This window comes from Gammaproteobacteria bacterium, assembly GCA_016705365.1.
GTDB lineage: Bacteria > Pseudomonadota > Gammaproteobacteria > Pseudomonadales > UBA5518 > UBA5518.
The window spans coordinates 85,302-103,176 of the sequence record JADIYI010000008.1 but is presented as its reverse complement, the minus strand read 5'-3'; the positions used below and the strand labels follow the sequence as shown (position 1 = coordinate 103,176).

15 protein-coding genes, 1 tRNA gene and 1 rRNA gene are annotated in these 17,875 nt (G+C 57.4%); 12 read left to right on the top strand and 5 right to left on the bottom strand.

Annotated features, from left to right (window positions below; all coding sequences use genetic code 11):
• Nucleotides 1-145: 145 nt before the first annotated feature.
• Entirely contained in the window at nt 146-814 is a 669-nt protein-coding gene (locus IPF49_07875) for a M15 family metallopeptidase (GenBank protein ID MBK6287532.1), read from the top strand.
• A gap of 22 nt (nt 815-836) precedes the next feature.
• Nucleotides 837-1,634, top strand: coding sequence for a serine O-acetyltransferase (gene cysE / locus IPF49_07870; GenBank protein ID MBK6287531.1), 798 nt, complete (start codon nt 837-839; stop codon nt 1,632-1,634).
• A gap of 11 nt (nt 1,635-1,645) precedes the next feature.
• Here cysE and ppa read toward each other — a convergent pair whose 3' ends face one another.
• Nucleotides 1,646-2,188 carry an inorganic diphosphatase gene (ppa, locus tag IPF49_07865; GenBank protein MBK6287530.1) on the bottom strand — a complete coding sequence of 181 codons (543 nt, stop codon included), beginning with the start codon at nt 2,186-2,188 and terminating at the stop codon, nt 1,646-1,648.
• A 303-nt stretch (nt 2,189-2,491) separates the two neighbouring features.
• Here ppa and IPF49_07860 point away from each other — a divergent pair, with 303 nt between their 5' ends.
• Together IPF49_07860 and IPF49_07855 are read left to right on the top strand one after the other, a co-directional pair.
• Nucleotides 2,492-4,531: a sodium-translocating pyrophosphatase gene (locus IPF49_07860; protein MBK6287529.1), complete on the top strand. Its 2,040-nt coding sequence runs from the start codon at nt 2,492-2,494 to the stop codon at nt 4,529-4,531.
• Nucleotides 4,532-4,566: 35 nt separating this feature from the next.
• Entirely contained in the window at nt 4,567-4,824 is a 258-nt protein-coding gene (locus IPF49_07855) for a PilZ domain-containing protein (GenBank protein ID MBK6287528.1), read from the top strand.
• 27 nt (nt 4,825-4,851) lie between these two features.
• Here the strand turns inward: IPF49_07855 and IPF49_07850 are convergent, their stop codons facing one another.
• Nucleotides 4,852-6,114 (bottom strand): 6-phosphofructokinase, encoded by a 1,263-nt coding sequence (locus tag IPF49_07850; protein MBK6287527.1) that lies wholly within the window; start codon nt 6,112-6,114, stop codon nt 4,852-4,854.
• Between the two features lie 162 nt (nt 6,115-6,276).
• Between IPF49_07850 and mpl the strand changes: the two genes are divergently transcribed.
• The gene (gene mpl, locus IPF49_07845) at nt 6,277-7,647 is read left to right on the top strand and encodes a UDP-N-acetylmuramate:L-alanyl-gamma-D-glutamyl-meso-diaminopimelate ligase (GenBank protein ID MBK6287526.1); all 1,371 of its coding nucleotides are present in this window, start codon (nt 6,277-6,279) and stop codon (nt 7,645-7,647) included.
• A 6-nt stretch (nt 7,648-7,653) separates the two neighbouring features.
• On the opposite strand, the gene hemL is transcribed toward mpl, so the two are convergent.
• Entirely contained in the window at nt 7,654-8,934 is a 1,281-nt protein-coding gene (gene hemL / locus IPF49_07840) for a glutamate-1-semialdehyde 2,1-aminomutase (GenBank protein ID MBK6287525.1), read from the bottom strand.
• Between the two features lie 12 nt (nt 8,935-8,946).
• Nucleotides 8,947-9,384, bottom strand: coding sequence for a CopD family protein (locus tag IPF49_07835; GenBank protein MBK6287524.1), 438 nt, complete (start codon nt 9,382-9,384; stop codon nt 8,947-8,949).
• Between the two features lie 160 nt (nt 9,385-9,544).
• Here IPF49_07835 and IPF49_07830 point away from each other — a divergent pair, with 160 nt between their 5' ends.
• From IPF49_07830 to erpA, 4 genes are read left to right on the top strand one after another with little or no spacing between them, the layout of a single operon-like run.
• Entirely contained in the window at nt 9,545-10,588 is a 1,044-nt protein-coding gene (locus tag IPF49_07830) for an N-acetyl-gamma-glutamyl-phosphate reductase (protein ID MBK6287523.1), read from the top strand.
• A 30-nt stretch (nt 10,589-10,618) separates the two neighbouring features.
• On the top strand, nt 10,619-11,344 hold the full coding sequence (locus IPF49_07825; protein MBK6287522.1) for a hypothetical protein: 726 nt from the start codon (nt 10,619-10,621) through the stop codon (nt 11,342-11,344).
• A gap of 19 nt (nt 11,345-11,363) precedes the next feature.
• Nucleotides 11,364-11,774 carry a polymer-forming cytoskeletal protein gene (locus tag IPF49_07820; protein ID MBK6287521.1) on the top strand — a complete coding sequence of 137 codons (411 nt, stop codon included), beginning with the start codon at nt 11,364-11,366 and terminating at the stop codon, nt 11,772-11,774.
• Between the two features lie 55 nt (nt 11,775-11,829).
• On the top strand, nt 11,830-12,183 hold the full coding sequence (gene erpA / locus IPF49_07815; protein MBK6287520.1) for an iron-sulfur cluster insertion protein ErpA: 354 nt from the start codon (nt 11,830-11,832) through the stop codon (nt 12,181-12,183).
• A gap of 140 nt (nt 12,184-12,323) precedes the next feature.
• Here erpA and IPF49_07810 read toward each other — a convergent pair whose 3' ends face one another.
• Nucleotides 12,324-13,667, bottom strand: a complete 1,344-nt coding sequence (locus IPF49_07810; protein ID MBK6287519.1) for a peptidoglycan DD-metalloendopeptidase family protein — start codon at nt 13,665-13,667, stop codon at nt 12,324-12,326.
• 250 nt (nt 13,668-13,917) lie between these two features.
• On the opposite strand from IPF49_07810, the gene tyrS reads away from it, so the two are divergent.
• From tyrS to IPF49_07795, 3 genes are all read left to right on the top strand, one after another.
• Nucleotides 13,918-15,225: a tyrosine--tRNA ligase gene (gene tyrS, locus IPF49_07805; protein ID MBK6287518.1), complete on the top strand. Its 1,308-nt coding sequence runs from the start codon at nt 13,918-13,920 to the stop codon at nt 15,223-15,225.
• A 668-nt stretch (nt 15,226-15,893) separates the two neighbouring features.
• A 16S ribosomal RNA gene (locus tag IPF49_07800) occupies nt 15,894-17,430 on the top strand.
• A gap of 63 nt (nt 17,431-17,493) precedes the next feature.
• Nucleotides 17,494-17,570, top strand: a tRNA-Ile gene (locus tag IPF49_07795).
• Nucleotides 17,571-17,875: the final 305 nt, after the last annotated feature.

Sequence of the window (17,875 nt, the reverse complement as noted above, 5' to 3'; positions counted from 1 at the left end):
GCGCGAGACCGATTGCCTATATCATGCAGTGTAGCGGTCGATCCTTGAAAATTGAAATCAGGAACAGAGTGTGCATTTTCGGCAGCAATCGACAGTCCCGTGCGGTTCGCAGCTGTTTGGCGTTGGCGAGACGCATGTGGTTCAGATGGACCCTGGCTGGAGTCTTGGTCCGGTGCTGCTTCATGCGTCTACGATAGCAGCCTTCGGCGCACTGCGCAGCGATGCGCTATGCGAGGGGTTCGATCTTCGCGTGGTCAGCGGTTTTCGCAGCTTCCAGCGACAACTGGCGATCTGGAATGCCAAGGCGCTGGGCCAGAGGCCGGTGTTCGATGAGCACGAGCAGCCACTCGATATCGGCTCACTTTGCAACCGCGAGCGGATTTTCGCCATCCTGCGCTGGACTGCGCTGCCAGGCACTTCGCGTCATCATTGGGGAAGTGATATCGATGTCATCGATGCCGCTTCAATGCCGGCAGACTACAAGGTGCGTCTTAGTGTCCAGGAGACCCGGGCCGGCGGACTCTTTGCTGCATTACATTCATGGCTGGATGAGCGCATTGCACGGGACCTCGCGCACGGTTTCTTCAGGCCGTATACCGGCGCCGGCTGCGCGGTTGCCGCCGAGCCATGGCATCTGAGTTTTGCGCCCCTGGCGTGGCAGTGTCAAACTGCTTTTGACGCGGACGCACTGGCCCGATTGCAGTACGAGGAGGGAATGGAACTGCAGTCCGAGGTGGCTCGATGCCGTGAAGAGATTCTGCGCCGCTTCTTCGAGGTGCCACTACAGATGTACCCGTCGCGGAGGCTGCCGTAGTGCTAGTAGAGGTGTTGCGCCGATGACGGAATCTGGTGCCCGGCTCTGGGCCATCGTTTGCGAAGAGGCATTGCTGCGCAGCCAGTCCGAGCCCGTGCTGGCCAGCTTTTATCATGCGAGCGTGCTGAATCACGCGTCGCTCGAGGAGGCGCTGGCTTGTGTGCTGGCGACCAAGCTCGAAGCCGGAATGGTTCCTGCCATGGTGCTGCGGGACGTACTCGGCGATGCGCTGTGCAGCGATCCGGAAATTGGCGAGGCGGTCTGTGCGGATCTGCATGCCTACCGTACCCGGGATCCGGCCTGCGACTCGTTTGTGACACCGTTTCTGAATTACAAGGGATTTCATGCCCTGCAGACCTACCGTGTGGCCCATTGGCTGTGGCAGGGCGGGCGTATGTGGCTCGCGCATTTGCTGCAGAGTCGCTGCTCGGTGCGCTTCGCGGTCGATATTCATCCCGGCGCGGTGCTTGGCCACGGCATCATGATCGATCATGGCACCGGCATAGTAATCGGCGAAACTGCCCACGTGGGGGACAATGTGTCGATGCTGCACGGCGTCTCGCTGGGTGGTTCAGGGTGTGTGCGGGGTGATCGTCACCCGAAGATCGGCCCCGGCGTTCTGCTCAGCGCGGGTGCAAAAATTCTCGGACCGGTACGGGTTGGCGAGGGTGCGAAAGTGGGCGCGGGAAGCCTCGTTCTGGGCGATGTGCCGGCACATGTGACAGTAGCGGGTGTCCCTGCGCGCGTGATTGGACGTCCTCTGAAGACCCAGCCGGCGCTGGATATGGACCAGAATTTCAGCGAAGCGTCTGAACCGTGATCCGGACCCGCTCAGCCGGCGCCATCCTCGCGCTGGAAGTTGGCAACCGCTTTGCGGATCTCGTCTCGGGCATCCTCTGCGGAGCCCCACCCTTCGACCTTGACCCATTTGCCTTCTTCAAGATCCTTGTAATGTTCGAAGAAATGACAGATCTGCAGCAGCAGCAAGCGGGGCAGGTCGGTGGATTCCCTGACATCGTTATACAGCGGCGTGAGCTTGCTGACCGGCACTGCGATCAGCTTGGCGTCGGCCCCGGCTTCGTCATGCATTTTCAGGATTCCGATCGGACGGCAACGGATGACGGTTCCGCTGATCACGGTGTGCGGTGTATGCACCAGAACATCCAGAGGATCGCCGTCTTCCGACAGCGTGTTCGGGATATAGCCGTAATTGCAGGGGTAGAACATCGTGGTTGACATGAAGCGGTCAACGCAAACCGCGCCGCTTTCCTTGTCCACTTCATATTTGACCGGGTCGCTGTGAGCGGGGATCTCGATGATTACGTTGATATCGTCGGGCACGTTGTGTCCGGTGGGAACTTTGTTCAAACTCATGGAAGCGGCTTCTCCGGATTGGCTAACTTGGGCGCGACAGTCAGGTCCGACGCAGGTTCAGCGCACAAGAAGGTGGCAAAGTGTAGCAGCGTTGTCCGTGGTGCTTAAGTGAACGAATACCGTTGACGATCCGGGGCCACTTGAGCATTGCTGCCCTGCTCGTCTACCATTCGGACGGGAATACCCGGTTTCCGCGTAATGCAGACGGTGCGCGGCAGGTATCTGCCCTGAAGGCGGCATGGTTCGCGTAGAACAAGAACAGCGCGAACCGTGATTCATTTTCCACGAATGCCAGGGGGTTTCATGTTTGATCTGCATTTGCTGCCACCGATGCTGGGAGTTTTCGGCCTGTTGTGCGCACTATTCGTGTTCTTGTTGCTGCTCCGCTATCCCGCTGGTGACGCCAAGGTCAAGAAGATCGGCGATGCCATACACCTCGGTGCGATGGTGTTCATGCAGCGCGAGTACAAGATGCTGGCCCTGTTCGCGTTGGTACTGATAGGGATTCTCTATTGGGCGCTCGGGCGCAATACCGCCATGGCGTTCCTGATGGGTGCAGTCTGTTCTGCCGCTGCGGGGTGGCTCGGCATGTTTGCCGCGACCAAGGCCAATGTGCGGACCACGACCGCGGCGCATACCAACGGCGCTGCCAGTGCTCTGACCGTGGCTTTCTTCGGCGGATCGATCATGGGGTTGTGCGTTGCATCGCTGGGCCTGGTCGGACTGGGATCGCTGTACCTGATCTTTGGCGGTGATCCCCAGACGGCGCACGCCATTCACGGATTTGGTATGGGTGCCTCGACCGTGGCATTGTTCTCCCGGGTTGGCGGCGGCATCTACACCAAGAGTGCCGATGTAGGTGCCGATCTGGTGGGAAAAGTCGAAGCTGGAATCCCGGAAGACGACCCGCGCAATCCCGGCGTGATTGCCGACAATGTCGGAGATAACGTTGGTGATGTCGCGGGCATGGGATCGGACATCTTCGAGTCCTATTGCGGTGCAATGATCGCGACCATTGCGATCGCCTCGACCCTTGGTTTGTCGCATCTGTCCGGTCTTGCTCCGGGTCTCGACGAGGGAGCCGCGCGGGCTGCGCTCATGTTTCTGCCGCTGGGTCTGGCAGCGACCGGCCTGGTTGCGTCGCTGATCGGTATTTGTGTCGTGCGCGCGATGTCAGGCAAACAGGCAGCGGTGGCGCTGCGTGGTGGCACCATTGCCGCACCGGTGTTGTTCATCGGGGCGGCGTATTTCGTCATCGAATCGGCGGGCGTGTCCGCGAACGTCTGGTGGTCGGTGGTGTGCGGCGCACTCGGCGGGATAGTCATTGGTCTGGTGACCGAGTATTACACCTCATCTAAACCCGTGGTGCGCATTGCCGAGGCAGGACAGACCGGACCGGCGACGGTGATGATCACGGGATTGGCGGTTGGCATGCAATCCGTAGTGGTGCCGGTGATGGCGATCTGCGCAATCATTTATATATCCACTTCGATAGCTGATCTGTACGGTGTTGGAATTGCGGCTGTCGGCATGCTCGCGACGGTGGGTATCACGATGGCAATCGATGCCTACGGTCCGGTCGCGGACAATGCCGGCGGCATTGCCGAAATGGCGGGCCTGGGCGAGGAAACCCGCAAGATTACCGACTCGCTCGATGAGCTTGGCAATACGACCGCCGCTATTGGCAAGGGGTTCGCGATCGGGGCAGCGGCGCTGGCGGCGCTCGCCATCATCGCGGCGTACGCCGAAACCGTGGGCTTGCACTGGGCGGCCCTCGGACGCGGTAGTTTCAACCTCTCGCTGAACAATCCTCACGTGCTGGTGGGCCTGTTCATCGGCGGCATGATCCCGTTCCTGATCGCCGCGATCACGATGACGGCCGTAGGCGACGCCGCGATGGAAATGATCGTGGAAATCCGCCGCCAATTCCGGGAAATCCCCGGGTTGATGGAAGGAACCGCGGAGCCCGATACGGCGAAATGCGTCGATATCGCAACCACCGCGGCGCTGCGTCGCATGCTGTTACCGGGCGTGATTGCCATTGGCGCCCCCCCGCTCGTTGGTTTTGGAATCGGTGCGGAAGCTCTGGGCGGAATGCTGGGAGGTGGCCTGCTCTCGTGCGTGCTGCTGGCTCTGATGATGTCAAATGCCGGTGGTGCGTGGGACAACGCCAAGAAATATGTCGAGAAAGGCAATCTTGGCGGCAAGCGCTCGCCGGTGCACGCGGCGGCGGTTGTCGGCGATACGGTCGGCGATCCTTTCAAGGACACTTCCGGACCCTCGATGAACATTCTTATCAACGTGATGGCTATTGTCAGCCTGGTCATTGCTCCCCTGCTGTGAAGGGGAGCCGTGCATCCGGAAATACGGCCAGGCAGATGAGTGAGCAGCGGCGATATCTGCGCACACGCTTTGACTCGAGGGTGCTGGTACAGCACCCGACAGCGGGTTCGGCCGTGTTTCGCACCGGTGATGTGTCGGACGGTGGAGTCTATCTGCAGAAAGGCGAGTTCAGCCTGGCTATCGGTGACCTCGTCATCGTGCAGATTCAGGATGTTCCGGTCGAGGCGCCGCGGATGCGGATGCAAGTGATGCGCGAAGACGCCGGCGGTTACGGACTGCAGTTCGCGGAATGAATCCCGCGATCCCGGTTCACCCGAGTTTCATACCTTGAAGCGGGTTTTCAGCTTCCGTTTGACAGACCGGAGCTCGAGCTTTGCGAACAACGGAATACCGTTGCGATACGGCGGGTAGTCTTCTCCCTCGATCAGCGGGGACAGGTAGACTCTCGCTTCGTCCGTGATTCCAAAGCCATCGCGGGTGATGAACGAGCGAGGAAGTTTTCTCTCCTTGTTGGCGACCTTGTCGAGCGGCGCCTCACCGATTGACCACGAATAGCGTTTGCCTGTTCCGCGCTCGATCGTGACCATGATCGCGTTCTTGCCGGCCAGCGCATATTCAACTGCCGCCTTGCCTGCGGCGTAGGCTTGCTCCACGTCCGTGCGCGAAGCAATGTGCCGCGCGGCGCGCTGCAGATAGTCCGCAAGCGCCCAGTGATACTTGTATCCGAGATCCTGCTTTACCATCGCCGCGAGCGTGGGAGCGGCACCGCCGAGTTGTTTGTGTCCAAATGCGTCGGTGGAGCCGCCATCGGCAAGAAAACTGCCGTCAGGATACTGTACGCCCTCGGAGGCCACGACGACACAGTAGCCTTGCCGCTTCACGGTCTGTTTCACGCGGCGTATGAATCGCTGGCGATTGAACGCGACCTCCGGGAACAGGATGATATGCGGCGGCTCGCCTGCATCTCTTGCAGCCAGCCCGCCGGCGGCAGCGATCCAGCCCGCGTGCCGCCCCATCACCTCCAGGATGAACACCTTGGTCGAGGTCTCGCACATCGACGCCACGTCGTGGCTCGCTTCGAGAGTGGAAACGGCAACGTACTTGGCGACTGAACCAAAGCCTGGACAGGTGTCCGTAAGCGGCAGGTCGTTGTCCACCGTTTTCGGAATGTGAATGGCCTGGATCGGATAGCCCATGCTTTCCGCGAGCTGTGAAATCTTCAGGCAGGTATCGGCCGAGTCGCCGCCGCCGTTGTAGAAGAAATAGCCGATATCGTGGGCGCGAAACACCTCGATCAAACGCAGATATTCCGCACGATTCTGTTCGAGACTCTTCAGCTTGTAACGGCAGGAGCCAAAAGCGCCGGAGGGAGTGTGGCGCAGGGCTGCGATCGCTGCCTGGGTTTCGAGGCTGGTATCGATCAGATCTTCCCTCAATGCACCGATGATCCCGTTGCGTCCGGCGAACACCTTGCCGATCCGGTCCTTGTTCATGCGCGCGCATTCCAGCAGTCCGCAAGCACTGGCGTTGATGACGGCAGTTACTCCGCCCGATTGTGCATAAAAAGCGTTTTTTCGTGCCATTCCCGAATCCTGCATCTGGTTTGTGAGGCTTGCAGCGCCACGCTATTGCCCTGAACAGCCCGTACTTCCCGTATTTGCAAAGCGCCGTCGAGGTTGAAGGACAAATGCTAAACTGCCCATGGGTTTCAGCAAACAGTTTTTTTTCCTACTGCGAACGAATCAATGCATCTATTCATCGCCGGTATCTGTGGCACATTCATGGCAGGATTGGCATTGCTCGCCCGGGAACGCGGATTTCGGGTGCGCGGCTGTGACGCGAACGTGTACCCGCCAATGAGCGATCAGTTGCGAGCGGCCGGAATCGAAGTTCTGCAGTCATATTCCCCAGTACATCTCGATGAGCGACCCGACGTGGTGATCATCGGCAATGCGCTGTCGCGGGGCAATCCGTTGGTGGAACATGTGCTCGATGCCGGTATTGCCTATACATCGGGTCCGCAATGGCTCTTCGAACATGTACTCGCCGACCGTCATGTGATTGCGGTTTCCGGAACACATGGCAAGACCACTACCTCCAGCATGCTGGCCTGGGCGCTTCAACATGGCGATTCCGGCGTGCCGGGTTTCCTGATCGGCGGAGTGCCCGCGGACTTCGGGGTTTCCGCGCGCCTCGGAGATTCAAGGTATTTTGTGATCGAGGCTGACGAATACGATACGGCGTTTTTTGACAAGCGCTCGAAGTTTGTTCACTACCGCCCACGAACCTTGATCATCAATAACATCGAATACGATCATGCCGATATATTTCCCGATCTCGAGTCGATTCAGCGCCAGTTTCATCATTTGGTACGCACCGTGCCTGCGAGTGGTCTGATCGTGTATCCGGCAACGGACCCGGCCGTGGCAACGGTATTGAAAATGGGTAGCTGGTCGCAAACCCGTTCGCTCGGTGTCTATCCGGACGCAGGCGACTGGCATGCGCGAGCGACACAACCTGATGGTTCCGAATTCGAGATCGGCGGCCGCAGTTGGGGTTTCACATTGCCTGTCAGCTGGCAGCATACCGGGCGTCACAATCTCGGCAATGCGCTGGCGGCAACGGCGGCTGCCAGCGCGCTGGGTGTGAAGCCTGAAGGTATCGTGGAAGCGCTGTCTACCTTTCGAGGTGTGAAGCGGCGACTCGAGCGTCTGGCGGAAATGCACGGCGTCACCGTTTATGATGATTTTGCCCATCACCCCACTGCGATCGAGACTACCTTGGCTGGGCTGCGCGCGGGGAGCAGGCCGGGGCGCATCATTGCCGTGATCGAGCCACGCTCCAACACCATGCGTCTCGGCTCGCACCTTGAGCGGCTCTCACAGTGTACCCGCGACGCCGATTTCGTATATTGGTATCAGCCGGCCGCGGTAAGCTGGAACATGCAAGCGGTGGCCGCGGAAAGCTCTGTCGCCTCGGTAGTGTGTGATTCCATCGAGGCGATCATCGAGGCGCTGCTTGCCGGGCGGCGCGAAGGTGATCGGATTGTGATCATGAGCAATGGTGGCTTTGAGGGAATACATCAACGTCTTCTCGCCGCCCTCCAGTCGCTCTGATGGAAATTACAGGCTGCGGAATACTTTGGTCGCTATGGCAATGGTCGAATCGATGACTTCATCCGTGTGAGCGGCGGACATGAAGCCCGCTTCATAGGCGGACGGTGCGATATACACACCGGCGTCCAGCATTCCGTGAAAGAAGCGCCGGAACCGTGCGATATTGCATGCAGTAGCCTGCGCGTAGGTGTGCACTGCCGTGGCGTCGGTAAAGAACAGGCCAAACATGCTTCCCGCCTGCGAAGTGGTAAAGGGAATGTCTGCGGCTGCGGCGGCTTTCCGCAAGCGGTCCAGCAGTGCTGCGGTTCTTGCGGTCAGGGCATCGTAGAATCCGGGCCGCGAAATCTGCTTCAAGGTTTCGATTCCGGCAGCCATCGCCAGCGGATTTCCCGACAGGGTGCCAGCCTGGTAGACGGGACCGCTCGGAGATAGACGTTCCATGATGTCGCGTCTGCCGCCGAACGCACCCACCGGCATGCCGCCACCAATGACCTTGCCCAGCGTCGTCAGATCGGGAGCGATCCCGAAGTGCCCCTGTGCGCCGCCGAGTCCGACACGAAAGCCGGTCATGACCTCGTCGAAGATCAGGACTGCACCGCTCGCGCTGCAAACTTCGCGCAGCGTCTGGAGAAAGCCGGTTGACGGGAGAATGCAATTCATGTTGCCTGCGACGGGTTCGACAATCACACAGGCTATCCGGGCTCCTTCGCGGGCGAATGCGTTACGTACGGCATCGCTGTCGTTGTAATCGAGAACTAGGGTCTGCTCCGTTACCTGTCTGGGGATGCCGGGAGAGTCGGGTTCTCCGAACGTCAGGGCGCCAGACCCTGCCTTGACCAGCAACGAGTCGACATGGCCGTGGTAGCAGCCTTCGAATTTGACGATCTTGTCGCGGCCGGTGTATCCGCGGGCCAGCCGTATGGCGCTCATGGTCGCCTCGGTGCCCGAGTTCACCATGCGTACCATGTCGAGCGAAGGTATCAGGCGACACAGCAACTCGCCCATTTCCACCTCGAGTTCGGTAGGCGCGCCATAACTCAGTCCGTGGCGCATCTGGGATTCGAGCGCGGCCAGTACGGCAGGGTGTGCATGACCGAGGATCAACGGTCCCCACGAACCTACGTAATCGATATATCGATTATCGTCCGCATCTACAAGGTATGGGCCCGCACCGTGCTTGAAAAACACAGGAATTCCGCCTACTCCGCGAAACGCCCGGACCGGTGAGTTGACCCCACCCGGTATCACCTTCAGGGCCCGCTCGAATAGGGTCTCTGAACGAGTCATATGCAACTACCTTCAGAAGGGTTTGACGACGACCAGAATTATCGAGCCAAACAGTATGAAAACCGGCAGTTCGTTGAACCACCGATAGAAAACGTGGCTGTGGGTATTGGCATTGCGTGCAAAAATCCTGACGAATCGTCCGCACTGGAGGTGATAAGCGGCCAGCAATGCAACCAGCAGCAGTTTGGCATGCATCCAGTGGGCGTGGCGATAGTATTCCCAGCCAGCGGCCAGCAACCATAGTCCCAATCCTGCAGTCAGCCACGCAAATGGCGTGATAAAGCGATACAGTTTGTGCTCCATGATGGCGAGGCGGGCCTTGACCGTATCATCTTCGGCCATTGCATGATTGACGAACAGGCGTGGGAGATAGAACACCCCTGCGAACCAGCACACCATCGCAATTATGTGGAAAGCCCGAACCCACAATAGCAAGGTGCTGTCTCTCATCTGGAGCCTCCGCAAGTATTCGCAGGTGGAGCGCAGTCGGCGGGACTCCTCCGCGAGTGCGCAATCTGGTTTGGCGGGCATTATAGAAGCGATCGATATCCCACAGCCAACGGGAAAGCGAATAGAATTCCCGATTCGTGATTTGCCGGGAACTGGATGGATGGATACTCCATTGCGGGTGGGAATCGTCGGTGCGACCGGATATACCGGTGTCGAGTTGTTGCGCTTGCTCGGAGCACATCCTCGTGCCGAGGTGTGTGCGATCACCTCGCGCGCCGAAGCGGGTACGCGAGTCGATACATTGTTTCCCAATCTGCGAGGGAAATGCGATCTCGTTTTCTGTATGCCCGAGGATGCTGGTTTGGAACGATGCGATGCGGTGTTTTTTGCAACGCCGCACGGAGTCGCACTGGAAGGTGCACCGGGATTGCTGGATGCGGGTGTAAAGGTGATCGATCTTTCCGCCGATTTCAGGATTCGTGACACCAGTGTGTGGGAGAAATGGTACGCGCTGCCTCACGGCAAACCTGAACTTGCTGCCGAGGCCGTCTACGGATTGCCCGAGGTCAATCGCAAGCAGATTGTCGGGGCTCGCCTGGTCGCGGTACCTGGTTGCTATCCGACGGCAGTCCAGCTTGGCTTGATACCGCTGGTGGAGGCCGGACTGGTGCACACGGATACCCTGGTCGCCAGCGCAGCATCCGGCGTAAGTGGTGCCGGGCGACAGGCCAAGGTGGACAATCTGCTGAGCGAGGTGCATGACAGCTTCAAGGCATATGGGGTTTCCGGGCATCGGCATCTTCCCGAGATTGAGCAAGGTCTGCAACGGCTCAGCAGGACACCTGTCCGTCTCACCTTCATTCCCCACCTGGCACCGATGATCCGCGGGATTCACGCCACTCTTGTGGCGCATTTGAGCGTTACTGCTGGCGTCGATCTACAGGCGCTGTTCGAAAAGCGCTACCAGAACGAGTCGAGCGTGGATGTCATGCCGGCCGGATCGCATCCGCAAACGCGCTCGGTACGCGCCTCCAATTTATGCCGAATTGCCGTGCACCGGCCGGCAGACCGGGATGTCGTTGTCGTTCTGAGTGTTATCGACAATCTCGTCAAGGGGGCCGCGGGTCAGGCGGTGCAGAACATGAACCTGATGTTCGGATTCCCGGAGCAGCTTGGCCTGGAAGCGACACCCTTGATGCCGTGATGTGAAGTTCACGGCAGGGTAGCTTTGCACATGATTGTTCGTAATCGCCGGGCCCAATCACTTCGCGCGAGAATATTGCGCGTGTTGTCGGTGCTCGCCATCCTGGTGTTGGCGCTTGTCGTCTCGTATCGCCTGGGTGTGAGCGCGGGTGGGAATCAGGAACGAATCGCGACGATGGAGTGCGAAGACGCACAGGCGTTGCTGGCAAAGCATCGCGACGAGTTGAACTCCCTGCACCAGCAGGTGATCACCTTGCGCAAGGGGGCCGAGATCGATGGTGCCGCAGCATCGGAAGTACGTTCGCAGGCGGCGATTGCTCAAGCAAAGATCGTGCGACTCGAGCAGGAGGTGGCGCTTTTCAAGAGCATTACCGATGCATCCATTCGCACCAAGGGAGTGGCGTTGCACAGTTTTGAGTTGTTCGCGGGTGCGGACGATCGTTCCTTCCGGTATCGGGCGGTCTTTCTTCAACGAGCGCAGAAGCATTCGACAATCAAAGGGCATCTGACGCTTGAAGTGTCCGGAACGGATAGTGGAGGGGCTCGGACTTTGGCGCTGAAGGCGCTCGCGCCGAATCCGGAGCCCGGGCCAACTGGCAGGCTGTCACTGGATTTTGTCTACTTTCAGATGGTCGAAGGCGATATTACACTGCCCTCCGGGTTTCTCCCCTCGCTGGTTCGCATTCGTGCGGAGGTTTCGGGCGCGAGGTCGCAACGGATTGATCGGTCATTCGAATGGCACCTATCGGAGGCTTGAGCACATGTGGAAATCGTTGATGTCATCGTCCGGGCGACAGAGCGACACTACGCTAATTTCGAATGAAACCGTCGTCGATGGCACCATAACGTTTGCAGGAATCCTGGAAGTCGAGGGCCGCGTCAATGGCAATATAGCAGCCAGGGATGATGAGCAGGCGGTGGTGCGGATACAACAGAACGGTCATGTCTTTGGGAATGTCGTGGCGCCTTTGGTGGTCGTGAACGGGACCGTCACCGGGAATGTCACTTCGAGTGACCATGTTGAACTGGCGAGTCATGCGGTCATCAACGGTGATGTCAAATACAATCTCATCGAGATGATGAAAGGCGCGCAGGTCAACGGGAGGCTGGTGTTCGCTGACCCGGCGTCAACGACTCCCATGGACGAAGATAGTAGAAGGGACCTCCGGGCTGAAGAGCTCCAGTAGTTGACTAATTTGCTTGGTTAAAAAATAATACAGTTCCGGAAACTTGGAAGCAGCCGTGAATGTCGCCCAGCAATTTATACCCTCTGCGCTCGTCCTGACTGACCGGGCGGCAGCGAAGGTCTGCGCCCTCAAGGAAGATGAAGGCAATCCCGAGTTGAAGCTTCGCGTATTTGTTACCGGTGGTGGTTGTTCCGGGTTTCAATACGGATTCAGCTTTGAAGAGACTCTTTCCGACGATGACACCCAGGTCGAGAAAAACGGGGCGACGGTCGTCGTCGACCCGTTGAGCTTTCAGTATCTCGTGGGCTCTGAAGTGGATTACACAGAGGGGCTTGAAGGCTCGAAGTTCGTTATCCGCAATCCTAACGCTGCCACGACTTGCGGTTGCGGCTCCTCGTTTTCGATTTGAAGGGGCTTGTTTCGGAGCGCCCCGGAATAGCGCACGCCTATTGATAACTGTGCTTGACGATAGCTGGAATTGGCGGATCGGATTGGAAGTTGATGCTTTTTTTCATCAAGCGAGTTCATTCGAAGACATTTGGCACAACGTCAGTTTGCACCGCTTGCCACGGCAAGTTCCCATGCCGCAGCATAACTGGCAAGTTGAGTTTGCTTGCTCGAAATGCTGCTTTTGAATTCGGGAATTTCTGCTGCGGCAAGCGTATTGGCGAGCGGCAACTTGTCCAGCACATCGCGTGGATTGCGGTGGACGCCGTCGACCAGGAATTCATAATGTAAATGGGGTCCGGTAGCAAGCCCGGTAGAACCGACGGTACCGATGGTTTGCCCCTGCTTCACGCGCTGACCCGATTGCACCGTTCGCTTGTGCAAATGCAGATAGCGGGTCATGAATCGACCGTCATGCTGTATGAAGACATAATTCCCGTTTGAGCGACTGTAGCCTGAGGCGGTCACCTTTCCATCTCCCGATGCATAGACCGGTGTTCCGGTTGATGCGGCATAATCCACGCCTCGATGCGGGCGGATTACTTTCGCAATCGGATGCAGGCGACGCATATTGAAGTTGGAGCTCACTCGCGTGAAATCCAGGGGGGCACGGAGGAAAGCCTTGCGCATGCTTACGCCGTCTTCGCTGAAATATCCCGAGTTTCCGTTAGCTGCCACATAATGGAAGGCGGAATAATGATGGCCGTCATTGACGAATTCAGCGGCAATAATGGATCCCTCTCCAATTTTTTCGCCGTTAAGATAGCGCTCTTCGAACAAGACGCTGAATGAGTCACCCGCTCGCGGGTCCAGAACAAAATCGATGACCCCGCCGAATATGTTCGCCAGTTCAAGGATCAGGCGCCCGGACAAGCCGGCGTCCTGTCCAGCGTTGAACAGTGAACTGCTGATGGTTGCATGACGGAATGCTCGATGGATCTCGGGGGTATGAACTTCCTTCGCGAATTCAAACTGCTGGTTCGCACGTGTAAACACAAAGGTTTCGAGCGGTGATTTCGCGTAGCGTAGCTCGAGCAGTTTGCCGCCCGGTTCCACTTTGAACGAAATGATCTGACCTGGGAAAATACTGCGCAAGGATCGACCGGTGTCCGGAGTATCGAGAATTGATTGCAGGTCAGTCGAGCTGGCGCCCGCTCTCGCGAAGATCAGAGACAGGTTATCTCCGCGACGTACTTCCAGGTCGAGCCAGTTCGAACCCGATTCACTCGTAACGCCCTTGGCATCGTGGAGCAATTCAGCGACAGGAGCTTCCGTGACAGCATCAACGCCGGCTATTTCGGGTTGAGTGCTGGGGAGCATTTCTATCGGGATGCTGATCCGGTTTGCTTCCACTGGATCGCTGCTTGTGAGTCCGAGCAAGACGAGGACGCCGCCGAGGAGCAGGGTGAAAATGGCAATTTGGCTATGTCCAAATGATATTCGCAAGACGGAATGCATTCTGGTCGTAGGTGGCATAGCTGATCTGCTCGGGGTTCTTCAACGTTGAAATTGTAGCGAAACAGAGCAAGGAATGTAATAAAAATTCACATAATCTAGAACCCGTGCGCAATCTGTTCGATTTTCGTACATTTGGTTTCTTTTGCGCGCCTCCAGCTTGATGTAACGTTCCTGATTCGCTGCGGGAAGATTGCAGCCTGCGGCTAACGGAACGCATTTGGGGACGAGTGAGGGAATCATGCCTGCCAAGACAGATTTATTGTTGGATTTGGACAGGCGAGGACTGATTGTGCAGTCTACGCCGCTGGACACGTTACGTACTCACCTGAACGAGCAATCGAGATCGGTTTATTGCGGGTTCGATCCCACTGCTGACAGCTTGCATATTGGCAGTTTGGTGCCGCTTCTTGCCTTGAGACGGTTCCAGCTTGCCGGTCACCGGCCAATTGCGCTCGTTGGTGGCGCTACGGGGCTGGTTGGTGACCCGAGTTTCAAGCTTGTCGAGCGAAATTTGAATGCCGCTGAGACTGTAAGCGCCTGGAGTGATTCAATAAAGGCACAAATTCTTCGGTTTTTGGACGGTTCCGGAGAGTTCGGGGCGCTGGTGGTGAACAATCTGGATTGGTTCTCGGGTATGAGCTTGCTTGATTTCCTGAGGCAGGTCGGCAAGCACTTTTCAATTAATGCCATGATCCAGAAAGATTCCGTCAAGCAAAGAATCGAGCGGGATGACGTTGGGATTTCATTTGCCGAATTTTCATATATGATTTTGCAAGCATTTGATTTTGCGGAATTAAACCGACGTTTTCAGTGCTCGCTGCAGATTGGGGGTAGCGATCAGTGGGGCAATATCACTGGCGGAATAGATTTGTGCAGGCGCCAGAACGGGATTCAGGTGCACGCCCTCACGTTTCCGTTGGTAACTCAGTCGGATGGCACCAAGTTCGGCAAAACGGAAAGTGGCACGGTCTGGCTGGATCCTGATCGGACCTCGCCTTACGCGTTCTACCAGTTCTGGATCAACTCGAGCGACGCGGACGTATATCGATTCATGAAACTGTTTACTATGCGCGGAGTGGATGAAATCGAAGAAATCGAGCGGGTGGACGCGCAGAGTGCGTCAAAGCCAGCCGCGCACGCTATCTTGGCGAGAGAAGTGACTGAGCTAGTGCACGGACGGGAAGGGTTGCTCGCCGCTGTTCGGATCAGTGATGCGCTGTTTGCGGGGGTGCATGAAGATCTGGCCGAAAATGATTTTGTGCAGCTGAGGCTTGACGGGCTCCCATCGAGCGATCTGAAGAACGCGGACTTGCAGCGACCGTTGACGTCGCTCATTACTGAATCGGGAGCGGGGTTTTCGGGCAAGCAAACGAAAGATGCCTTGGCGCGGCATGCGATTTCGATTAACGGGCGGGCCTGCGGCTTGGAGGACAACGAGTCGGCTTTAGCATTGTTCGCGCGCGACCGTGCAATGCACGGTCGGTTTTTCCTGGTGCGTCTTGGGAAAAAAAAGTATCACCTGTTCGAACTGGTCAATAAGGCATAGGAGCATGTAGGCGCGGAGTTTAATGCTGATTTTTCTTCGGCGGTGTTCCGGCGTTACTCAAACAATTTCAATGGATTGCATAATTCGGTATCGATTGGCGCCGGTGAGGCGGGAGTATGCAATCGAGTCAGCCCGAATCCTTTGCGTGGGCAGTGTGCCGAGAGTGTGACGGCTTGATCACAGACCAGGCTCAGAAAGCGGTTAGCCGTGTGAGTGTAGCGACACTGGACCTTGCAGTTGGTCTTCGTGCGCGTCACGAAGAAGAAGGCGTTGGTGGCATCGTGTTCAATGTAGAGACCAGAATTTGAGGCACAATTTCCTTGCACGATCAGATAATTACCGTTGGTCATCCGCTAAACGTTGGGACAGTAGTGATTTTTCTTTATTCCTTGCCAAGCGAAAATGCTTCTGTATAATGCGCGTTCCCTGACGACAGGTCAGGGATAAAGGTGGCTTCCGAGCGAGGCTGCGGTTGTTTAAGAAATCAACGATCAAGCAATTTGTGTGGGCGCTTGTGTTGGGGGGTTTCGGTGAAGAGACCATCGGCGCAAGTGACCTGTGTAGATTCATTTGTATACAGTTGTTCTTGTTGCTGAGCCGGGTTTTGAGTGATTGTCCGGGTTTTTGGATAAACGCTCCCTCTTGCTGAAAGGCAGAGGCTAAAGATTGAACTGAAGAGTTTGATCATGGCTCAGATTGAACGCTGGCGGCAGGCCTAACACATGCAAGTCGAACGCGAAAGTCACTTCGGTGGCGAGTAGAGTGGCGGACGGGTGAGTAACGCGTAGGAATCTGCCCTGTAGTGGGGGATAACCCGGGGAAACTCGGGCTAATACCGCATACGCCCCACGGGGGAAAGCGGGGGATCCTTCGGGACCTCGCGCTATAGGAAGAGCCTGCGTCGGATTAGCTAGTTGGTAGGGTAAAGGCCTACCAAGGCGACGATCCGTAGCTGGTCTGAGAGGATGATCAGCCACACCGGAACTGAGACACGGTCCGGACTCCTACGGGAGGCAGCAGTGGGGAATATTGCGCAATGGGCGAAAGCCTGACGCAGCCATGCCGCGTGTGTGAAGAAGGCCTTCGGGTTGTAAAGCACTTTCAGTGGGGAGGAAAGAGCCCAGGCTAATACCCTGGGTCGTTGACGCTACCCACAGAAGAAGCACCGGCTAATTCCGTGCCAGCAGCCGCGGTAATACGGAAGGTGCGAGCGTTAATCGGAATTACTGGGCGTAAAGCGCGCGTAGGCGGCTTGGTAAGTCGGATGTGAAAGCCCCGGGCTCAACCTGGGAACGGCATTCGATACTGCTGAGCTGGAGTACGAGAGAGGGGGGTGGAATTCCAGGTGTAGCGGTGAAATGCGTAGAGATCTGGAGGAACACCAGTGGCGAAGGCGGCCCCCTGGCTCGATACTGACGCTGAGGTGCGAAAGCGTGGGGAGCAAACAGGATTAGATACCCTGGTAGTCCACGCTGTAAACGATGTCTGCTAGCCGTTGGGATCCTTGAGGTCTCGGTGGCGCAGCTAACGCGATAAGCAGACCGCCTGGGGAGTACGGCCGCAAGGTTAAAACTCAAATGAATTGACGGGGGCCCGCACAAGCGGTGGAGCATGTGGTTTAATTCGATGCAACGCGAAGAACCTTACCAGGTCTTGACATCCAGAGAACTTTCCAGAGATGGATGGGTGCCTTCGGGAACTCTGAGACAGGTGCTGCATGGCTGTCGTCAGCTCGTGTCGTGAGATGTTGGGTTAAGTCCCGTAACGAGCGCAACCCTTGTCCTTAGTTGCTAGCGATTCGGTCGAGCACTCTAGGGAGACTGCCGGTGACAAACCGGAGGAAGGTGGGGACGACGTCAAGTCATCATGGCCCTTACGACCTGGGCTACACACGTGCTACAATGGCCGGTACAAAGGGCGGCGAAACCGCGAGGTGGAGCCAATCCCATAAAACCGGTCGTAGTCCGGATCGGAGTCTGCAACTCGACTCCGTGAAGTCGGAATCGCTAGTAATCGTGGATCAGCACGCCACGGTGAATACGTTCCCGGGCCTTGTACACACCGCCCGTCACACCATGGGAGTTGGCTGCACCAGAAGTAGGTAGCTTAACCGCAAGGAGAGCGCTTACCACGGTGTGGTCAATGACTGGGGTGAAGTCGTAACAAGGTAGCCGTAGGGGAACCTGCGGCTGGATCACCTCCTTAAACGCTGACCCGTGCCCGCTGGCGCAAGCGTCCACACCAATTGCTTGATCGATGAGACTACAGGGGTCTGTAGCTCAGGTGGTTAGAGCGCACCCCTGATAAGGGTGAGGTCGGTGGTTCGAGTCCACCCAGACCCACCAACTAGGGGCAAGAGGCAAGAGGCAAGAGGTTCTCTTCTTGATGCTTGCTCTTGATTCTGGCTTCTTGACGGGCTGTAGCTCAGCTGGGAGAGCGCCTGCCTTGCACGCAGGAGGTCAGCGGTTCGATCCCGCTTAGCTCCACCAACCAGAGGGTGGCGATGTGAATGCAGACCGAAGCGACCCGGCGCGGGTGGCTTCGGTCTGGGTTAACACCTGGAGAGTTCTTTAAAAAGGTGGAAGTGTGATAGCGAAGCTTGCGGAAGTGTGATGCTTCTGTAATCGGTAGTTGTATGTGTGTGGTACAC

Bases quoted from the DNA above. Each gene is read 5' to 3' on its own strand.
- IPF49_07875 (MBK6287532.1), top strand. From the start codon at position 146: ATGGACCCTGGCTGGAGTCTTGGTCCGGTGCTGCTTCATGCGTCTACG.
- cysE (MBK6287531.1), top strand. From the start codon at position 837: ATGACGGAATCTGGTGCCCGGCTCTGGGCCATCGTTTGCGAAGAGGCA.
- ppa (MBK6287530.1), bottom strand. From the start codon at position 2,188: ATGAGTTTGAACAAAGTTCCCACCGGACACAACGTGCCCGACGATATC.
- IPF49_07860 (MBK6287529.1), top strand. From the start codon at position 2,492: ATGTTTGATCTGCATTTGCTGCCACCGATGCTGGGAGTTTTCGGCCTG.
- IPF49_07855 (MBK6287528.1), top strand. From the start codon at position 4,567: ATGAGTGAGCAGCGGCGATATCTGCGCACACGCTTTGACTCGAGGGTG.
- IPF49_07850 (MBK6287527.1), bottom strand. From the start codon at position 6,114: ATGGCACGAAAAAACGCTTTTTATGCACAATCGGGCGGAGTAACTGCC.
- mpl (MBK6287526.1), top strand. From the start codon at position 6,277: ATGCATCTATTCATCGCCGGTATCTGTGGCACATTCATGGCAGGATTG.
- hemL (MBK6287525.1), bottom strand. From the start codon at position 8,934: ATGACTCGTTCAGAGACCCTATTCGAGCGGGCCCTGAAGGTGATACCG.
- IPF49_07835 (MBK6287524.1), bottom strand. From the start codon at position 9,384: ATGAGAGACAGCACCTTGCTATTGTGGGTTCGGGCTTTCCACATAATT.
- IPF49_07830 (MBK6287523.1), top strand. From the start codon at position 9,545: ATGGATACTCCATTGCGGGTGGGAATCGTCGGTGCGACCGGATATACC.
- IPF49_07825 (MBK6287522.1), top strand. From the start codon at position 10,619: ATGATTGTTCGTAATCGCCGGGCCCAATCACTTCGCGCGAGAATATTG.
- IPF49_07820 (MBK6287521.1), top strand. From the start codon at position 11,364: ATGTCATCGTCCGGGCGACAGAGCGACACTACGCTAATTTCGAATGAA.
- tyrS (MBK6287518.1), top strand. From the start codon at position 13,918: ATGCCTGCCAAGACAGATTTATTGTTGGATTTGGACAGGCGAGGACTG.